Below are 17,798 nucleotides of genomic sequence, written 5' to 3'. Positions count from 1 at the left end.
TATAGAGCGAGGCCAGTCAGCCCGCTCGGACTAGCCGGCCTGAGGGGACATCAGCCGCTCTGTTTCTGTTGCTGCTGATTATTCTGGTTTTGCTGATTCTGCTGGTTGCGTTCTTCGAGGATGACGATGCTATCGGCCTGCAGCTTACGATCGCCGATCACACCGGTGCCCAGGTCGCCCAGCACGGAGACGGTGTCTCCCTTCTCTACTTTCAGGCGGCCCTGGTCGTCGAGAGGATTGTTCTCCATGTCGCTGGTGTCTACGGTGAGCTGGAGGTCGCCGGTGTTGATGGTGAACTCCCGATCCTTGACGTTTTCCACGGTGCCGGTGAATACCAGGTTCCCGACGACAACAGGCGTTACCGGCGTCACATCCATGACAGTGAAGGTTGTCACGTCAGCAGCTGGTGAAGGATGGAAGTAGGTGCCGAGGCTTTCCACATAGATGCTGTCAGCCTCGATGGACGCGTCCACGAACAAGTGTTTCTCGACCTGGCCATACACGGTTACCACATCGCCTGGCAGGAGTGGCAGCTCGTTGCCATACCATTCCCAGTCATCGGTCTCGACGCTGATTTGCCCGTGGCCATAGTCAAGCGTGAACTCATCGTTTTCCGAGTCAACAACCGTACCGCTGATTGAAACCCAGGAGTCGTCCGGCTGCTGCTTGGGCGATTGCGCCATTGCGGGAGCGGCAACCAAAGCCGAGGTGAGCAACCCAAGGGCGAATGTCTGTTTCTTCATCATGTTTCCTCCGCTGATTTGGTGGATACATGAGCCGACTTGGCTCTCAGTGCGGTCGACAGAGACGATTTGTCAGAGTTCACCGGGCTCGCTTGCCCGAGTAACAGAAGGAAGAAGGGAAAGATGGAATAGAAGGGCAGGGCAGCGGCACCCTTGCGAATGCCGCTGCTTTTGCACCGTCAGGTACGGAAACGGCTGACCAGATTGTCGATCTGCTGGCCTAGCTGCGCCAGGTGCTGGCTAGCCTGGGCAGTTTGCTGCGCGCCGTCGGTGGTCTCGCGAGCCAGCTCGGCTGCTTCGGTCACGTTGCGGTTGACGTCTTCCACCACGGTGGACTGCTGGGTGGTGGCGCTGGCGATCGATGCGTTCAATTCCACCATTTGCTGCATCGATTGTGCGATGAGGTCCAGCGCTTCCCCGGCTGCGTTGGCTTGTTGAACGCTCAGCTCCGAATAACGGCTGCTTTCGTTGATCACGGTCACCACCGTCTGCGTGTTGTTCTGCAGCTTGGTGATCATGTTGTGAATCTCTTCGGTGGACTTTTGGGTGCGCTGGGCAAGGTTGCGCACTTCGTCGGCGACCACGGCAAAGCCACGGCCCATCTCGCCGGCTCGCGCGGCCTCGATAGCGGCGTTGAGGGCGAGCAAGTTGGTCTGTTCGGCGATGTTGCGAATCACGTCCAGGACAGTGGTGATCTCGTTCGCATCGGTGGATAGCGTCTCCATATGCGCAACGGCAGTCTTGACGCTGGTCGACAGGTGACCGATCTGCTCGATGGTGCGTGTAACCTGCACCCGGCCATTGTTTGCGCCCTCGTTGGCATTCTCGACTTCCTGCGCAGCTGCGTTGGCATTTTGCGCAACATCCTGCACGCCGTAGGTGATCTCGTTGATCGCAGTGGCCATCAGCTCCATGCGCTCGGATTGGCGAGTCATGTCACGCAGGCTGTTGTTGCTGATGCCATCGAGCTGCTGGCTGGCGCTGATCAGCTGCCGCGCGCTGTCCCCCAGTTGTTGCACCAGGCTGCGCAGGTTGCCGGTGAACTGATTGAAGTGTCGGGCGATCAGTGACAATTCGTCGTGGGCGTCGTCGTCCAGCTTGCGCGTGAGATCGCCTTCGCCGCTGGCGACGTTGCGCATGGCCTCGACAATCCGGTTGAGCGGTTGCGAAATGCTGCTGCCGATGATGTACAGGATGATGACCATGATGGCGATCAGGCCTAGCACGATGGCCGACGATTGCACGGCCTGCTGGACCACCTTAGCGCGCATGTCGTCGAGGAAGATACCGGTCCCGATCATGTAGCCCCACGGGGTGAAATGCTTGAACGCGGCAAGCTTGCGTGAGCCGGGATCTTCGCCAGGTGTCTGGCCCGGTTTGGCCCAGCTGTATTCGAAGCTGGCCGTGCCTTCCTTGCGCGCCAGGGCGACCATTTCCTTGATGACCGAGACACCATGCTGATTGTTCATGGTGGACAGGTCGGTGCCCTCGGTCTGGGGCGCGAAAGGATGCATGATCATGATGTTGTTCATGTCATTGATCCAGAAATACTCATTGCCGCCGTATCGTAAAACGCGCAACGCAGCCAGGGCCTGGGTCTTGGCCTCGGCCTCGCTCAGCTCGCCGCGCTGCTGCAGGCCGTGGTAATGGGCAAGCAGATCATGCGCAACCTCCACCAGATGCGTCGCTTTGGTGACTTCGGCATTACGGATTTCCGAGCGCAGGTGTGTCAGAGACACCGCTTCCAGGGCCAGCATGCCGACCAGCGCCACGATCAGAATCAACCAGATTCGCTGACGTATGTTGATGCTGCGCAACAGCTTCATTGAGTCTCTCCCACTTCCATTCGAGCATTATTTTTTTTAGAGCCGCCATCCTATGTATATCAAGGCGAGACGAGCTGCTTATAGTTATATCGACACGAACGAGAAAAACCTGAGCGGCTTTTTCGAGGGTGCGATGGCAATCTGGCGTCAGATTATTGGACGATCCTTGGCGACCTCGCAACCTCATTTCGCCGGGTATCAATTCAACCGATGAGTGGTCAAAACATAAGGTGATCATGCCAGTCGAGTGTGCGTACGCCTGAAGTCTCCTATACTCTCCGTATGGCGATGTGCCATCGATGATAACAAGAGCTTCCCATGTCCTTTTGCGCACGAATTCTATTGCTGTGGAGCCTTGCGACGCTTGCCTTGGCTAACCCGGCTACCGTGCGGGTAGGCGGTTATGTCTTTCCGCCTTTCGTCGAGGTGAGTTCCGAAGGCGAGTGGACCGGCGTAACGCTCGATCTCATCGATCGGCTCAATGCCATGCAGTCCGAGTACCACTTCGAGTTCGTGCCTACGGCTGCTGCACGACGCTACCGCGAATTGGAAACGGGCCACTTCGACATGCTGTTTTTCGAAAACCCGGCGTGGGGTTGGCAAGGGCAGGACACTCAAAGCATCGACGGCGTCGTGCTGAGCCGGGCATTGTTCATCGCGCTGGCCGAGGATAGCCGCACCCAGGACTATTTCGACGATCGGCAAGGCAAGCGCATCGCGCTGTTCAGCGGATACCACTACGCCTTCGCTGGCTTCATCGCGGACCCCAATCATCTGCGCGATGTACACAATGCGGTACTGACGCTTTCGCAGGAAAGCAACATCCAGATGGTCCTGCGCGGACGGGTGGACATGGCGGTAGTCACCGAATCCTTTCTCGAAGCCTATCTCTCCAGGCACCCGCATTACCGAAGCCGGCTGCTGATCGCCGAGGAGGCCGATCAGTACTACCAGCACTTTCTGTTGATGCGCAGTGGGGCAGAGCCGGGGCTGGCGCAAATGAAGGCATACGTCGACCAACTGCAGGATTCCGGGGCGCTGGGTCTGATCCTCGAGCACAACGGAATCAATCAGACACAGCCCTGAACCCCCATTCGCAGGCTGGCCCCTTGGCACCTTCGTTGGTTTGGATAGAATGCGCGCACCGGCACTTTACAGCCCGAGCCGGGTCTACCCGACGTCTCCCCTCAAAGGATTTCCTATGTTGTCGTTTTACAAACTGTGTTCTGTCGCCGCGCTATGTGCCGCTGTCAGTTTTCAGAGCTCCGTCGCCTACGCTGAGCGAGAAGTCAGCGGTGAGATGGCTTCCTCGATCACCACCTCAGACGAGCTCGCCGGTCGCGTGGTGGTTGGCTGGATCGAAAAGGGCCGGGTGCTGCCCGAGCGTGCTGCGGTGAAGATCAAGGTGGATTCCGGCGCACTGACCTCATCCATGCACGCGGTGAACATCGAGAAATTCAAGCGCAAGGGCAAAGAGTGGGTGCGCTATGACGTACCGGTGCGTGACGCCGACACCGAGGAGATGGTGACCATGAAGTTCGAGCGTCCGGTCTATCGCCGTGTGCTGATCCGTGGTGCCGGTGGCAAGGAGCGCCGCCCGGTGGTGCAAATGTCGATCTGCCTGGGCGACAAGGTGTATGAAGAGCAATTTACGTTACGTGATCGTGGCGACATGACCTATCCGGTGCTGATCGGCCGTCGCACCATCGAACACATCGGTCTGATCGATGTGTCGCAGACGTTCATGCTGCCGCTGAATTGCCCGAAGGCTGCAGAAGATGACGAGCGCACCAAGCAGAAGCGGATGAAGGACGACGAGAAGCTGGTCGACGACAGCCATATGGACGATCCGGAAGAATCCGAAGACGACAACGACGACTGATAGCTTTCGGGCGGCTCGTTTCGAGCCGCCCGAGGCGCGTTACCACATCAGATCGTCGGGAACCTTGAATGCCGCGTACGGATCATCGTCGGCAGGTGTATCAGCTTGTACCTTGGCGATCACCACCGGCCAGTGCGGTGCCCGTTCCATCACCTTTTCCGCCACGTCCAAGGGAATCAGTTCGAAGTTGCCGGACAGGCGAACGATTGCCAGCTTGCCACGGCTCAGCTTGTCGAACTGCTCCGCCGTCACGTGCATTTTCTTGACCTTGTTCTTCATCACGAACTGATACGGCGTCTCGCCGCCTGCGCGGTCCACCTTGCCCTGGTCGATCAACTGCTTTGCCTGCGCTTCGCGTTCCTTCTTTGCGGTTTCTTCCCGGCGTTGCTGGTTTAACTGCCGGTCCCGCTCTGCCTTTTCGGCGCGAGCCTTTTCTACTGCCTCGGCGGGGTTGTGAACTTTCTCGGGCTCGTTCTTGGCCTGCTTCTTCTTGGCCCGTTGGGCCTGCTTGAGCTTCTTCTCGTCGACCAGTCCGGCCTTGAGCAACTGGGCTTGTAGGGAGTTGACCATGCTGTGCTGCTACCTGCTTTGAGCTGGGTTGAGGAGGGCGATTCTAGCGCTAATCCCGGTTCTTTTCCTGCGCTTCGAGCTCGGCCTGACGCTCCTTGATGCGCTTCATCTTTTCCGGATCGATAGGCTGCTTGTTCGCCGTGTCGCGAAGCACGAGCAGGCTGCCGATAATCATGCCGACAGCCCCAAGCAGGAAAAACCAGCCAATCAAGGGCATTCGTGGCTCCGTATTGCGGTGAAGGTGTCTAAGCTAAAGTCTAGTCGACCGCTCAAGGCAAGCCCATGCTCAAAACGCATTTATTGGATACGTTGTCCCGGCGCGAACCCACTCTCTGGATCAATCCGCGCCATGACATGCTCCAGGAGACATTCCCTCCGGAAGCAGTCGACCAGGCTGCTGACCGTTTTGACCGCGCGGGAGCGCTTCTGTCGCGCACGATCGAGGTCCTGAAGGGAAGCGACGGACTGGTGGAATCGCCTCTGCTTGATGCCGAGCCGCTACGCGCAGCTCTGGACGGCAAGGGGCGCTGGCTATTGAAAGCGGACCACCGGATGCCGCTGGCTGGATCGGTCAAGGCCCGGGGCGGGTTCCATGAAGTGCTGGTTTACGCCGAACGCGTTGCGCACAGATTGGGTTGGGATGGGAAAGACTTCGGCGAGCTGGCCGGTGATCAGTGGCGCAGCCGCTTCGAATCTCACCGTCTGATCGTCGGTAGCACCGGCAATCTGGGGATCAGCATCGGTCTGCTGTCTAGGGCACTGGGCTTCAAGGCGCAGGTGCATATGTCTCGTGACGCGAGCGAGTGGAAAAAGCAGCTGCTGCGCGACAAGGGCGCCGAAGTCGTCGAGCACTCAGGTGACTATGCGAAGGCCGTGCAGGCCGGGCGCCGCGAGGCAGAGTCCGACCCGGCGGCGCACTTTGTCGATGATGAGCGCTCCGAGCTGCTCTTTGCCGGTTACGCAGTAGCTGGCCGGCGCCTCGCTGAGCAGCTCACTGATCAGCGGATCGAGGTGTCCCGTGAACGGCCGCTAGTCGTTTATCTGCCCTGTGGAGTGGGCGGGGCGCCAGGCGGAATTACCTATGGATTGAAACAGGTTTTCGGTGATTCGGTGCACTGCTGGTTTGCCGAGCCTGTCGCCTCGCCGAGCGTGCTGGCTCAGCTGGCTTCAGGCCTCGAGACGCCTGTTTCCGTGTATGACGTAGGGCTGGACAATCAGACGCTCGCCGACGGTCTGGCGGTGGCGCAGGCGTCGATGCTGGCGGCAACATGCATGGCCAGCCGATTGGCCGGAGTGTTCACCGTGGCCGACGAATCATTGCCGGACTATCTTCGATTGGCATGGGACAAACTGGGTGAGCGACTGGAACCGTCTGCCGCGGCGGGCTTTGCGGGCCCGCGATGGCTTGCCGAAACCGAGGCGGGGCGGTCGTGGTGCAAGGCAAACGAAGTGAACCTGGATAGCGCGACGCACGTGCTCTGGAGCACCGGAGGCGGACTGGTGCCAGCGGAGGTGTTCGATGAGTGGCTGCAGGGGTAGAAGCCGACGCCCTATCTGCCCTGGCTCGCCAGTTGACTTCCGCGAAAAGTGCGTCATTCCCCCTGTCTCCGCCCAAGGGAGCGAGTCATGATCGAAACATTTCGCAGTCATCAACGGGGCCGGTCGGCGTTCAGCTGGCTGCGCAGCCAGCACAGTTTTTCCTTCGGGGATTATCACGATTCCCGGCGTATGGGTTTCTCGGCACTGCGGGTGATCAACGACGATGAAGTCGCGGCAGGTGCCGGTTTTGACACCCATCGTCACCGCAACATGGAAATCATCAGTTACGTGCTGTCCGGGGAAATCCGACACCGAGACAGTGAGGGGAACGTGGAAAGGCTGCCAGCGGGCGAATTTCAGCTCATGTCGGCCGGCAGCGGGATATCACATAGTGAATACAACGGTTCGTCCGCCGACCCGCTGCGATTTTTGCAGGTATGGATCGAGCCGAATGTGCGAGATGAGCAGCCTGGCTATCAACAAAAGGACTTCGGTCTGGAGCCGGGTCTGACCCTCGTAGCGAGCCCGGACGGCTCTGATTCCAGCCTGACCATTCGCCAGGATGCGCGTCTGTATCAGTTGTTGCTCGGCCCCGGCGACAGCGCCCCGTTGTCCCTGGATGCGGGCCGCAAGCTATACGTGCACGTGGTGGATGGCCCGCTGGAGGCGGCCAACGAGGTCCTCAAAGCGGGAGATGGGCTGCAGGCATCGGAGGTCGAGGCGATGGTATTCCGGGCTCAGGACGCGTCCGTCAGGGCGCTGGTATTCGACCTGCCCTGAAGCTCGAGTGCCGAGCAAAGGCCGGGTGTTCGCCCGGCCGCTGTCATCGGATCAGTTGGACGCGAGCTTGCTGGTGATCTGGGCGACAAATTCGCCCTGGTGCCGCGCCACGGTCAGTTCGTCTTCGCTCGGCTGTCGCGAGTTGTCTCCTCCAGCGACGGTGCCCGCGCCGTAAGGCGTGCCGCCACGCACCTTCGATATGTCGAACATCTCCGGTACGCCGTACCCGATCGGCACAATGACCATCCCATGATGGGCAAGTGTGGTCCAGGTCGAGGTGATGGTCATTTCCTCACCGCCGCCGGTGCCGGTCGAGGTGAACGCACTGGCCACCTTGCCGCGCAGCGCACCCTTGGCCCAGAGTCCGCCGGTCTGATCGAAGAAGGTTCGCATCTGTCCGCTCATGTTGCCGAACCGGGTAGGTGTGCCGACGATGATGGCGTCATAGTCGGCGAGCTCCGCGGGGGAGGCAATAGGCGCGGCCTGGTCGGTCTTGCCGCCGGCAGCCTTGAACGCATCTTCAGGCATGGTCTCCGGTACGCGTTTCACGCTGACCTCGGTCCCCGAAACCCGGCGGGCACCCTCGACGACGGCGTTCGCCAGAATCTCCACGTGCCCGTACATCGAGTGATACAACACAAGAATCTTAGCCATGCTTCTCTCCGGTTGATTGACGTGCCCCCAGTGTAGGAAAGATTGCCTATCAAGGGCGGAGCGATTGCCCCAGTGCGTCGATGGTATAGCAGATAAGTTCAGCGGCGTCGGGTAGCTGCGTTGCTTTCTGGTCTGCCTGCCGGGTTTCCATGATCACGCCGTGCAATGCGCCGCGCAGATAGAATGCCGTCATCATCGGATCGCGCACCCGGTCGCGGCTGAGGCTGCCGTCTGCCACGCCACGCTGAAGCGCTTCGACCATAAGGCCCATCACGTCTTCGGCGCAGCACCGCAGCGCCTCGCTGTGTTCGTCGTCTTCGCTCAGATGAGGAAAGGTGTTGATCTGTGTCAGCACGTCGAAATAGTGCGACTCTTCACGGCTGAAATCGTAGTAGGCCTGGCCGAATTTGCCGACCTGGTCGAGCCCCAGTTCGGCCTCACTGATTGCCCGGGCGAAGCGATCGCGAAGGCACTCCACAGCGCGCAGCATGATACCGCGCATCATCGCCGACTTATCCTTGAAATAGACGTAGAGCAGGGCTCGGCTCAGTTGCGCGGTGCGAGCGATTTCGTCCATCGAGCACTTGTCGTAGCCCTTGGTGAAGAACACCTGTTCGGCTGCATCGAGAATGCTGACTCGACGTTCCTGTTTTTCCCGCTCGCGGCGTTCATCGGCGCTCATGTAGTCCTCACAACTGGTTTTATGTTGCTCAGCGGCAAGTGTGCGCGGCATGTTGACAAAGTGTCAATAACTGACAATATGTTAATCACCGTCCAGCTCTTGCGGAGCCAAAGCCATGTTGATCCCCTCGTGTGTTCCCCGGTTCACCCTTCTTATCGCGTTCGCCACCTTCGGTGTCGCGACCCTGGCTGGCTGTGGCGGAGACAGCAACGCCGATGCTGCCGAGATGACTCCAGTTGGTGCCGTGCCGGTACGGGTCGCCGAGGTCAGCCGCGCAGAAATCGGTGAGCCTTTGCGTTTCGCCGGGGTGGTTCGCGCTCGCCAGCGCGCCGGCCTGACCTTCCAGGTTGGAGGGGTGCTGAAGGAGCGGCCGGTACAGCTCGGGCAGCGAGTCGAGGCGGGTCAGCTGCTGGCCACACTTTACAACCCCGAACTGCTTCCGGCCCGGGATGCGGCCAAAGCAAGACTGGCCGAGCTACAGGCGCAGACAGCCCAGGCCGAACGCGATCTGCAGCGCTCCGAGCAGTTGTTCGAGCGTGGCGTGGTGTCCACTCAGCAGCGGGAGCAGCAACGGTCCCGTCTGGAAGCCTTGCAGGCGGGAATGGCGAGCGCGCGGGCGTCGTTGCGCCAGACTCAGCAGCTGCAGCGTGAGACCGAACTGCGTGCACCTTTCGCTGGCAGCATCGAAGCGCTCGAGGTGGAACCAGGCGAATTCGTTTCGCCTGGTCAGATGGTCATGCGTCTGGCCGCGTTTGATCGCCACGAGGTCGAAGTGAGTGTACCGGCACGGTTGCTAGCCGGCCTGGAAACCGGGCAGACGCTACCCGTCTGGAACAGCCTGACTGGTGCAGAAAGTGCTGGGCGCATCATCGATATAGGTCTTGGCTCGTCGGCGGGCGGGTCCCTGTACCCCCTGGTGGTTGGATTGGATGGTGACGTGGCTCGTTCCGGCGACGGAGTAGAGGTCGGGCTAAAGGCTTCCCGGCTTGCCCAGACCAGCGTACCGGTCTCGGCCATCATGCGCTCGCCCACTGGGCTGGCGGTGTTTCGCGTTGAACAGGACCGTGCCCGGCGGATAGCGGTGGAAGTCAGCTCGCTGCAAGGCGAGCGGGCAGTGCTGCGCGGGGAGGCGCTGCAGGTAGGCGACAGGGTGGTTTACGCCGGGCTGACGCGGCTGGCAGAGGGTGATGCAGTGGAGCTTCTGCCGTGAACGCCGGGTTTCTCGTCAGGCCTAGGCTGATCGGCATGGTCGTGGTGATGCTCTGTTTGCTGGGTGTCGCCTCTTATCTGACCATGGCTCGACAGGAGGATCCGAGCTTCCCCTATCGCTCGGGCATGATCACCGTGATCTATCCGGGCGCGATAGCCGAGTCGGTCGAGCGTCTGGTGCTCGAGCCTCTGTCCGACGAACTCTCCCAGGTCGAGGAAATCGAGCATTTCATGGCGACCGCCCGCTCGGGTGTCGCGCTGGTTACCATCCATCTCGAGGATGAAATCTACGACACTGATTCGGCCTGGGATCGGGTCAGACAGGCAATGGAGCGAGCCCGTCTGGAATTCCCGGCCGGTGTCGGCCAGGTGGCTCTGGATGATCGGCTTATCGATATTCCCGCCATCATCCTGGCGGTGCGTGGTGATGCCTCACTGGTCCGGCTGAGCGAAGAGGCCGAGCGGCTCAAACGGGAGCTCGCCGACCTGCCCGGGCTGTCGCGCGTGGAGTTGTCGGGTGATGTCGACGAGCAGATCACTATTGCCATCCAGGATGCCGAGCTTCAGCGCCTGGGCATCTCCCCGGGTTATCTCGCTCAGCTGCTGGCCCAGCGCAACCAGGTGATACCCGGCGGCTTCGTCGAGGCAGGTGGCAAGCGCCTGGGCATTTTGCCCAACAGTGAATTCGCCAGCCTGGATGCATTGAGGGCGACGCAGATACCGCTGCCTGACGGTGCCAGTGTGCCCTTGGCGGCCATCGCCGAGATATGGCGTGGCCCACAGGAGCCCATGCAACCGCGGGCGTGGTTCGATGGCGAACAGGCAGTGCTGGTGGAGCTGACCGCGCAGCGGGGGCAGGTCGATGCGATCAGCTTCGGCAGCGCCGTGCGCGAGCGGCTGAATCTGGTTCGCGCGGATTTCGAGCCGCTGCATATCGACGAAATGTTCTTTCAGCCAGACCAGGTCAAGGAGCGTCTCGATGGCCTGGAAGCCAATCTCATCGGTAGCGTCGCGATTATCGTGGCTGTCGTGCTGCTCGGCATGGGCTGGCGTATGGGCGTGCTGGTGGCGGCCATGCTGCCCCTCGTCGCTTTGATCAGCCTGGGTATCTACGACCTGGGCGGTGGGATACTGCACCAGATCGCGGTGATCGGCATGGTCATCTCGCTGGGTATCCTCATCGACAACGCCATCGTCATGGTCGAAAACATCCAGGATCGGCTGAACCGTGGCGAGACGTCCCGCGATGCGGTGCGTAACGGAATACATGAGCTGGCCGGCCCGCTCGGCGCCTCCACGGCGACCACGCTTGCTGCGTTCACGCCCATGCTGCTGTCCAAGGGGGGCACTGCCGACTTCACCCGCGGGATTCCGGTCATGATCATGCTCACGCTGATCGTCAGCTATCTGCTGGCGATCAGCGTGGCGCCGTTGCTGGCTGGCCGCTTTCTCAAACCTGCGCGGCCCGGTCGCGGGGATCGGATGGAGGCACTCGGCTCACGTCTGGCCAGGCTCACCACCCGCGCGCCGCGTCGGGTCATCGCGTTCGGGGCCGTCGTGCTGCTGGCCAGCCTGGCACTGACGCCATTGATGAAACTGCAGTTCTTCCCCAACGCTGATCGTCCGCTGGTGGTGGTCGAGCTGTACATGCCGGAAGGAACCGATCAGCAGCGTACAGAAACCGTTGCGGCCGACCTGGAACAGCGCCTTCGCCAGCGACCAGATGTACTGTCCGTACACCGCTTCGTCGGCTCGGCGGGTCCGAGTTTCTACTACAACCTGATGCGTGCACCCGAGGCACCCAATCGGGCGCGGCTGGTGGTTACCACCTCGCAACTTGCCGACACCACCGGCGTCATCCATTGGGTTCGTCATCACGTGGCCGAAACCATGCCGGAACTGGATGTGGTAGCCAGTACCCTGGGGCAGGGTCCGCCGCGTGCGGCGCCGGTTGAGGTTCGTCTCTACCATCACGACGATCGCCAGCGGATCGCCGCTGCCGAACACGTGTTCACCTTGATCAAGCAGAGCGAGGGGGCGGTGGACGTGCGTCACGATATCGATCTGGGCGTGCCTGTGCTGAAGGTCGAGGTGGATGATGCGCTGGCGCAGCGCCATGGGGTCACCCGTGCCGATGTAGCACGTACGCTGTTCACCCAGAGTCTCGGTTTCACCGCCGAACAATACCGCCAGGAGCTGGACCCGATCCCGCTGGTCCTGCGCTCACGCGAAGGGACACAGCAGAGCGTTGAGCGGTTGATGTCCGCGCAGGTGTTCAATGAAGCCGGGCAGGGCGTGCCGCTGACCGCAGTCGCCCGAATCGATGCCGATTGGCAGCCAGCGAGCATCCGTCAGCGTGATGGCGCCAGGATGTATACGGTCACAGCAGGTCTTGAGGACGGCTACAGCTTCAGCCAGGTGCTAGATCAGTTGCAGACCCGCCTGGAAACCAACCCCTTGCCGGCTGGTACCCGGTTGGAACTGGGCGGTGATAGCGAAGGCTCAGGCGACGCCAACCGCGCCTTGTTCACCACTGCGCCGGTGGGCATCCTGCTGCTGCTGTTTTTCCTGCTGTTGCAATTCAACTCGTTCCGACGGGTCGGGATCATCCTGCTGACCGTGCCGCTGGCCAGCGTCGGCGTTTTCCCCGGGCTGGTATTGTCCGGGTCGCCGTTCGGATTCCAGTCGGTGCTGGGTATCATCGCGCTGGTGGGTATCGTGGTAAACAACGCCATCGTGCTGATCGATGTGGTCGATCAGCGGCTGGGCGAGGGCTTGTCGATAGGCGACGCGGTAGCCGAGGCGGTGACGCGTCGGACCCGGCCGATCCTGCTCACGACCGCGACGACGATTGCGGGGTTGCTGCCGCTGGCCTTTTCGGCTTCGACGCTGTGGCCACCGATGGCCTGGGCGATTATTTCCGGGTTGCTGGCGTCGACCGTGCTGACGCTGCTGGTGGTGCCAGCGGTATGCAGGTTGACACTGGCATCCGACGCCCAAGCCGCTCGACCAACGGCGGCGCAGCCGGTCTGAAGCGGGCGAGCCGGTGAGTTGGCAGTGCGTGATAAAAATATGCGCTAACTGCTTGACTCGCTTCGGGGAATGGTTAAAATGCGCGCCAGTTCAGATGACAGGGTGCACCCCACCCGTACCGCTCGCCGGTGTCGCTGGGCCGACGCGCAGCGGTAGTTCAGTCGGTTAGAATACCGGCCTGTCACGCCGGGGGTCGCGGGTTCGAGTCCCGTCCGCTGCGCCACTATTCAAACGAAAAAAGCGACCCTTGGGTCGCTTTTTTTGTTTCCGGCCGACGGTCAGAGTTCGGTTGGCTTGCCGGTGAACTTGGTCACCGGTTTTTCGGTGTCTTCACCCAGGCGCTCGGCAAACACCTTCAATGCGCTGATCACCGGCGTTAGCGCGGCCCATAACTTGTCGTCATGCAGCATCTTGTAGGCGCCAGTAATGCCCGGCGCGTCCTCCTGCTGTGTGTCCGGCGCGTGCCGGCCTAGCTCGGTCATGGCGTCCTTGAGACCGAATACGACCTTGTAGAATTCGCCCGGCTCGATGCGCGACAGCGCCATCAGCAGAATCGACAGATTCTGCACGGCGTTCAGCGATCCTTCCTGATTCATGCCGTCGATCAGCACTTTCGTCACCTCGCTCTTGGACGAGACCAGGTCGTTGGCGAAGCGCAACACACCGCCTTCATGCAGACTCTGCAGCAGCCGCTGAAGCTCTTCATGGGCGTCTGGGCCGATGGGGGTGGGTTTGACGTCATAATCGATTCGTTCGGCCATCAGAATTTCTCCGGCTGCGGTGCATGGACGGGCGGTTCGACGTACTCGGGCTGCATCCACTTCACCTCGACTGGCACGCCTTCGTTGGGCGTGCGGTGGCCGTTGCGGAAGTTGTGCGCGGGCAGTGGGGAGGGGCCGCGTTCGCGGGGCAGGACCTCGAGTTTGACCGCAGTCTCCTTGTAGGCCGGCGTGTTCACATCGGGGTCGTGATGCTCACCGGTCAGCAAGTTGAGTCCGGGCTTGCCCTGGTGAATCGGCATGAACAGGGTCTTGCCGCGGACGCGTTCGGTGACCAACGCCTGAACTTCTACCGAGCCCCGACGCGAGGTGACTTTGACCCACGTGCCATCCTCGATGTTCTTCTCCTTGGCCAGCTCTGGGCTGACCTCGACGAACCAGTTCGGCGACCGGGACATGAGCCGCTCGCCACGACCGGTCTGGTTCAGACCCTGAAAGTGTTCGAGCATACGGCCATTGTCGAGCATGAGATCGTATTCCGCATCCGGACCTTCGGCGGGCTCTTTCCATTCCAGCGGGAACAGCACCGCCTTGCCGTCATCGGTGTGAAAACCATCGGTGTACAGCAGCGGCGTGTCGGTCCCGTCTTCACGAACCGGCCAGCACTGCGACTTCCAGCCTTCGAGCCGCTCGTAGCTTACACCCTTGAACATCTCTGAGATCCCCGCGCACTCGGCCATGATCTCCGAAGGGTGCGTATAGCCCCAGTCATGGCCCATGCGCTTGGCCAGGTCTGTGAGGATTTCCCAGTCCGGCCGGCTGTTCCCCAACGGTGGCATGACCTGATAGAAGCGCTGAATGCGGCGCTCGGTATTGGTGAAGGTACCTTCCTTCTCCACACTGGGGCAGGCGGGCAGAACGACGTCAGCGAACTGTGCAGTGCGGCTGAGAAAGATGTCCTGCACCACCATGAATTCCAGATTACTGAAGGAGTCGTGAACACTGTTGGCGTTCGCATCGGAGAACGCGGTTTCCTCGCCGATGATGTACATGGCCTGCAGTTTCTCGGTCCCGGCGTCCTGAACCATCAGAAAATTATCCGAGCCGACTTCGCCGGACAGCTTCTCGGGCGGAACGCCCCAGGCCTTCGCCCACTTCGCCCGGACCTCGTCGTTGCTGACTTTCTCGTAGCCCGGGTACATGTTCTTCAGGCAACCGAAGTCACTGGCGCCCTGGACGTTGTTATGGCCGCGCATCGGGTAGCCGCCGGTGCCAGGCTTGCCGTAGTTGCCGGTAACCAGCAACAGGTTGGATAGCGAGGTGCTGATGTCAGCACCATGGCTATGCTGGGTGATACCCATTGCCCACAGCAGGCAAACCGAATCGGCGCGGGCGATCATCTCCGCCGCGTCGATCAGTTGCTGCTTCGGAATACCGGTCTTTTGCTCGGCGAACTCCATGGTGAATGGAGCCAGCGATTCACGGAATTCCTCGACCTGATTGACCTTGGTTTCGAGGAACTCGGTGTCGGCCAGGTCGTTGTCGAGAATGTAGCGGGCCATGGCAGACGCCCAGATCATGTCGGTACTGGCGTTCGGACGCAGGAAGATATCGGCGCGCTCGGCCATCTCATGCCCGCGCACATCGGCAACGATCAACTTTTGCCCGCGCAGCTTGCGCGCTGCCTTCAGCTTGGAGGCGATAACCGGGTGGTTCTCGGAGAGGTTGCTGCCGACGATGACGATCAGCTCGGCCTTTTCCATGTCTTCGATGGTGCCGGCGTCTCCGCCGTAACCGACCGTGCGGAACAGGCCCTTGGTAGCGGGGTTCTGGCAGTAGCGCGAGGAGTTGTCGACGCTGTTGGTGCCGATGATCAGCCTGGCGATCTTCTGTGTCAGGTAGGCCTCTTCGTTGCTCGCCTTGCTGGAGCCGATGAAGCCGATCTTTTCCGGACCTTCCGTATCGCGAATCTGCATGAAGCGACGCGCGACCAGGTCGAGCGCTTCGTCCCAGCTGGCCTCGCGAAACTGGCCGTTTTCGCGGATGAGCGGGGTGGTCAAACGTTTGGGATCGTTGACGAAGTCCCAGGCGAACTTGCCCTTGATGCAAGTGGAAATGCCGTTGGCGGGCGCATGTTCCACCGGCTGGACCTTGAGAATCTGCCGGTCGCGCGTCCACATCTCGAATGAACAACCCACGCCGCAGTAAGTGCACACGGTCTTGGTGCGCTTCACCTCGGGCTGACGCCAGTGCTTGTCCATCACCGAGATGGCCGTGATCGGCTTGGCGCTGATGGTGCGCTCGACCGTCTTGACCATATCGATCATCGGCCGTTTCAGGTCCTGCGGAATCGAGGTAAAGGGGCCGGCGTCCGGCTGCATGGTCTTTTCCATCAAGGCGTTGCACGGGCACACGGTGACGCAGTGGCCGCAGCTGACGCAGCTGGATTCATCGATTGGCTGGCCGCCGTCCCACAGCACGCGCGGGCGCTCCATGGTGAAGTCGATGCTCAGCGTTTCGTTGACCTCGACGTTCTGACACGCCTCGACGCAGCGGCCGCAGAGGATGCACTGGTCGGGATCGTAGGTGTAGAACGGGTTGGATTCGTCTTTCTCGTAGGGCGTGCGCTCGAATTCGTAGCGCTGTATGGGGATGTCCATGCTGACCACGGTGTCGTGCAGCGTGCAGTCGTTGTTGTTCTCGCAGACGGTGCAATACAGCTCGTGTTTGGCGAGAAGCCGGTCCATGCCTTCGCCGCGTGCCGTCTGCGCCTGCCCGGTGCTCGATAACGCCAGACCTTCAGCGGTTCGCAAGGTGCAGCCGCGCTGCAGTTCGCCGTCGACCAGCACCCAGCAGGTATCGCAGGTTTGCAACGGACCGAGAGAGGGGTGATAGCAGACATGCGGCAACTCGATGCCGTGCTCGCCGAGGAATTCGACCAGAGGCTGATCGGCTTTGCCGGTCAGTTTCTGTCCGTCGTAGATAATCGTGCAGTCTGTCGCTTTGCTCATCAGGGCACCTTGTTATGGGGCCTGGGGCTCATCCGGCTTGGACCATCCTGGCATCCTGCGCCTTCTTCGAGACGCTCTGGCAACAGATGGTGGCGAAACACCATCGCGAACCGACTACTGCTCCCGCTGAACCTATCAGCGCTGCCAAACGAGCGAACCCGGCCATCTGGTCTAGGACGACGCTTGTGGTCTCGCTTTCGGATTGGGACTGACCGGGTCCGGATTCGTTCACGGCTAGGACGGCGATCCGATGGAACTCACTCCCGGCTCGGTTGACGAAACAGACAGATACAAATTGGTACCGCTACGCCATGGCACAACTATTCCCGCGATCGGCTGACATGTGGCTGAGGCTGATACTAGGCCTGCTCCTGTTGACAGTTGTCGGCGCCTTCGCCGCGGCCGTCGTGTTCGACCGTTCCGACTACCGCACCGGCAAGGGCTGGTTCGTCAGGCAGCCTGTACCGTTTTCCCATGAGCGTCACGCGGGAGGCTTGCAGATTGATTGCCGCTACTGCCACGACACCGCGAAACCAGTTCGGTTGCCGGATTGCCAGCAACCCACACCTGCATGAACTGCCATTCGCAGATATGGACGGATGAAGAGATGCTCCAGCCGGTGGTGCAGAGCCTGGTCGAGGGGAAACCGATTCGCTGGAATCGCGTCACCGAACTGCCGGACTTCGTCTATTTCCACCACGGCGCTTCGGCTATCGCTTCGTTGCCTATTCCAGCCTGGCCATCGCGGTAATCGGCTTCATGGTCTGGGGGCATCACATGTTCGTTGCCGGACAATCGATGTACGCCAGCATGGTCTTTTCGCTGCTAAGCTTTCCCGTCGCGATTCCCTCGGCGATCAAGGTCTACAACTGGACCGCCACACTGTACAAGAGCAACCTGACGATCAATGCGCCCTTTCTGTTCGCGGTCACCTTCATTGGTTTGTTCGTCATCGGCGGCGTGACCGGATTGTTCCTGGCGCTGCTGGCTGCGGACGTGCACGTGCACGATACCACTTCGTCGTCGCGCATTTTCACTACATCATGATCGGCGCGGCGGTAGCGGGCTTCTTCGGCGCGCTGCACTTCTGGTGGCCGAAGATGACCGGGCGCATGTATTCATAGCTGTGGGGCAAGATCTCCGCTTCGAC

At 60.8% G+C, this 17,798-nt stretch carries 15 protein-coding genes, 1 tRNA gene and 1 pseudogene; 9 read left to right on the top strand and 8 right to left on the bottom strand.

All coding sequences use genetic code 11. From position 1 onward, the window contains the following. Positions 1–50: 50 nt before the first annotated feature. Together BLT85_RS07765 and BLT85_RS07760 are read right to left on the bottom strand one after the other, a co-directional pair. Entirely contained in the window at positions 51–746 is a 696-nt protein-coding gene (locus BLT85_RS07765; protein WP_093392847.1) for a NirD/YgiW/YdeI family stress tolerance protein, read from the bottom strand. 176 nt (positions 747–922) lie between these two features. Next, a complete protein-coding gene (locus BLT85_RS07760) occupies positions 923–2,569 on the bottom strand; it encodes a methyl-accepting chemotaxis protein (protein ID WP_093392844.1) in 1,647 nt (548 codons plus the stop codon). A gap of 318 nt (positions 2,570–2,887) precedes the next feature. Here BLT85_RS07760 and BLT85_RS07755 point away from each other — a divergent pair, with 318 nt between their 5' ends. Both BLT85_RS07755 and rloA3 read left to right on the top strand, forming a co-directional pair. Then, positions 2,888–3,655, top strand: coding sequence for a substrate-binding periplasmic protein (locus tag BLT85_RS07755; RefSeq protein ID WP_093392842.1), 768 nt, complete (start codon positions 2,888–2,890; stop codon positions 3,653–3,655). 115 nt (positions 3,656–3,770) lie between these two features. Next, positions 3,771–4,451, top strand: a complete 681-nt coding sequence (gene rloA3 / locus BLT85_RS07750) for a retropepsin-like aspartic peptidase RloA3 (protein ID WP_197673878.1) — start codon at positions 3,771–3,773, stop codon at positions 4,449–4,451. A gap of 39 nt (positions 4,452–4,490) precedes the next feature. Here the strand turns inward: rloA3 and BLT85_RS07745 are convergent, their stop codons facing one another. Beyond that, positions 4,491–5,021: a DUF2058 domain-containing protein gene (locus BLT85_RS07745; RefSeq protein WP_093392839.1), complete on the bottom strand. Its 531-nt coding sequence runs from the start codon at positions 5,019–5,021 to the stop codon at positions 4,491–4,493. A 49-nt stretch (positions 5,022–5,070) separates the two neighbouring features. After that, positions 5,071–5,238 carry a DUF2897 family protein gene (locus tag BLT85_RS07740; RefSeq protein WP_093392837.1) on the bottom strand — a complete coding sequence of 56 codons (168 nt, stop codon included), beginning with the start codon at positions 5,236–5,238 and terminating at the stop codon, positions 5,071–5,073. Between the two features lie 65 nt (positions 5,239–5,303). On the opposite strand from BLT85_RS07740, the gene BLT85_RS07735 reads away from it, so the two are divergent. Both BLT85_RS07735 and BLT85_RS07730 read left to right on the top strand, forming a co-directional pair. Continuing rightward, positions 5,304–6,560, top strand: coding sequence for a D-serine ammonia-lyase (locus BLT85_RS07735; protein ID WP_093392835.1), 1,257 nt, complete (start codon positions 5,304–5,306; stop codon positions 6,558–6,560). Positions 6,561–6,647: 87 nt separating this feature from the next. Continuing rightward, complete coding sequence (locus BLT85_RS07730) at positions 6,648–7,340, top strand: pirin family protein (RefSeq protein ID WP_093392832.1); 693 nt, start codon at positions 6,648–6,650, stop codon at positions 7,338–7,340. A 51-nt stretch (positions 7,341–7,391) separates the two neighbouring features. On the opposite strand, the gene wrbA is transcribed toward BLT85_RS07730, so the two are convergent. Next, positions 7,392–7,994, bottom strand: coding sequence for an NAD(P)H:quinone oxidoreductase (gene wrbA / locus BLT85_RS07725; RefSeq protein ID WP_093392829.1), 603 nt, complete (start codon positions 7,992–7,994; stop codon positions 7,392–7,394). Between the two features lie 49 nt (positions 7,995–8,043). Then, positions 8,044–8,676, bottom strand: coding sequence for a TetR/AcrR family transcriptional regulator (locus tag BLT85_RS07720; protein ID WP_093392826.1), 633 nt, complete (start codon positions 8,674–8,676; stop codon positions 8,044–8,046). Between the two features lie 115 nt (positions 8,677–8,791). Between BLT85_RS07720 and BLT85_RS07715 the strand changes: the two genes are divergently transcribed. The 3 genes from BLT85_RS07715 (at position 8,792) to BLT85_RS07705 (ending at position 13,141) form a co-directional block, all read left to right on the top strand. After that, positions 8,792–9,886 (top strand): efflux RND transporter periplasmic adaptor subunit, encoded by a 1,095-nt coding sequence (locus BLT85_RS07715; RefSeq protein WP_093392823.1) that lies wholly within the window; start codon positions 8,792–8,794, stop codon positions 9,884–9,886. Next, the gene (locus BLT85_RS07710; protein ID WP_231701566.1) at positions 9,883–12,918 is read left to right on the top strand and encodes an efflux RND transporter permease subunit; all 3,036 of its coding nucleotides are present in this window, start codon (positions 9,883–9,885) and stop codon (positions 12,916–12,918) included. The genes BLT85_RS07715 and BLT85_RS07710 overlap by 4 nt, the downstream gene beginning before the upstream one ends. Before the next feature lie 146 nt (positions 12,919–13,064). Then, positions 13,065–13,141, top strand: a tRNA-Asp gene (locus tag BLT85_RS07705). Between the two features lie 55 nt (positions 13,142–13,196). Here BLT85_RS07705 and BLT85_RS07700 read toward each other — a convergent pair. Together BLT85_RS07700 and fdhF are read right to left on the bottom strand one after the other, a co-directional pair. Continuing rightward, on the bottom strand, positions 13,197–13,679 hold the full coding sequence (locus BLT85_RS07700) for a DUF1641 domain-containing protein (RefSeq protein WP_093392821.1): 483 nt from the start codon (positions 13,677–13,679) through the stop codon (positions 13,197–13,199). Next, entirely contained in the window at positions 13,679–16,648 is a 2,970-nt protein-coding gene (fdhF, locus tag BLT85_RS07695) for a formate dehydrogenase subunit alpha (protein ID WP_093392818.1), read from the bottom strand. Before fdhF ends, BLT85_RS07700 begins: the two co-directional genes overlap by 1 nt. A gap of 607 nt (positions 16,649–17,255) precedes the next feature. Here fdhF and BLT85_RS16770 point away from each other — a divergent pair. Together BLT85_RS16770 and BLT85_RS16845 are read left to right on the top strand one after the other, a co-directional pair. Next, positions 17,256–17,399 (top strand): hypothetical protein, encoded by a 144-nt coding sequence (locus BLT85_RS16770; RefSeq protein ID WP_197673877.1) that lies wholly within the window; start codon positions 17,256–17,258, stop codon positions 17,397–17,399. 8 nt (positions 17,400–17,407) lie between these two features. Continuing rightward, a pseudogene (locus BLT85_RS16845) lies at positions 17,408–17,772 on the top strand (cbb3-type cytochrome c oxidase subunit I). The last annotated feature ends 26 nt before the right edge of the window (positions 17,773–17,798 follow it).

Origin of the sequence: Halopseudomonas xinjiangensis (genome assembly GCF_900104945.1) — a bacterium.
GTDB classification, from domain to species: Bacteria; Pseudomonadota; Gammaproteobacteria; order Pseudomonadales; family Pseudomonadaceae; genus Halopseudomonas; species Halopseudomonas xinjiangensis.
The sequence above is the reverse complement of the archived record's forward strand: the minus strand, read 5'-3'. Positions and strand labels throughout refer to the sequence as shown.

Bases quoted from the DNA above. Each gene is read 5' to 3' on its own strand.
- BLT85_RS07765 (WP_093392847.1), bottom strand. From the start codon at position 746: ATGATGAAGAAACAGACATTCGCCCTTGGGTTGCTCACCTCGGCTTTG.
- BLT85_RS07760 (WP_093392844.1), bottom strand. From the start codon at position 2,569: ATGAAGCTGTTGCGCAGCATCAACATACGTCAGCGAATCTGGTTGATT.
- BLT85_RS07755 (WP_093392842.1), top strand. From the start codon at position 2,888: ATGTCCTTTTGCGCACGAATTCTATTGCTGTGGAGCCTTGCGACGCTT.
- rloA3 (WP_197673878.1), top strand. From the start codon at position 3,771: ATGTTGTCGTTTTACAAACTGTGTTCTGTCGCCGCGCTATGTGCCGCT.
- BLT85_RS07745 (WP_093392839.1), bottom strand. From the start codon at position 5,021: ATGGTCAACTCCCTACAAGCCCAGTTGCTCAAGGCCGGACTGGTCGAC.
- BLT85_RS07740 (WP_093392837.1), bottom strand. From the start codon at position 5,238: ATGCCCTTGATTGGCTGGTTTTTCCTGCTTGGGGCTGTCGGCATGATT.
- BLT85_RS07735 (WP_093392835.1), top strand. From the start codon at position 5,304: ATGCTCAAAACGCATTTATTGGATACGTTGTCCCGGCGCGAACCCACT.
- BLT85_RS07730 (WP_093392832.1), top strand. From the start codon at position 6,648: ATGATCGAAACATTTCGCAGTCATCAACGGGGCCGGTCGGCGTTCAGC.
- wrbA (WP_093392829.1), bottom strand. From the start codon at position 7,994: ATGGCTAAGATTCTTGTGTTGTATCACTCGATGTACGGGCACGTGGAG.
- BLT85_RS07720 (WP_093392826.1), bottom strand. From the start codon at position 8,676: ATGAGCGCCGATGAACGCCGCGAGCGGGAAAAACAGGAACGTCGAGTC.
- BLT85_RS07715 (WP_093392823.1), top strand. From the start codon at position 8,792: ATGTTGATCCCCTCGTGTGTTCCCCGGTTCACCCTTCTTATCGCGTTC.
- BLT85_RS07700 (WP_093392821.1), bottom strand. From the start codon at position 13,679: ATGGCCGAACGAATCGATTATGACGTCAAACCCACCCCCATCGGCCCA.
- fdhF (WP_093392818.1), bottom strand. From the start codon at position 16,648: ATGAGCAAAGCGACAGACTGCACGATTATCTACGACGGACAGAAACTG.
- BLT85_RS16770 (WP_197673877.1), top strand. From the start codon at position 17,256: ATGCTCCAGCCGGTGGTGCAGAGCCTGGTCGAGGGGAAACCGATTCGC.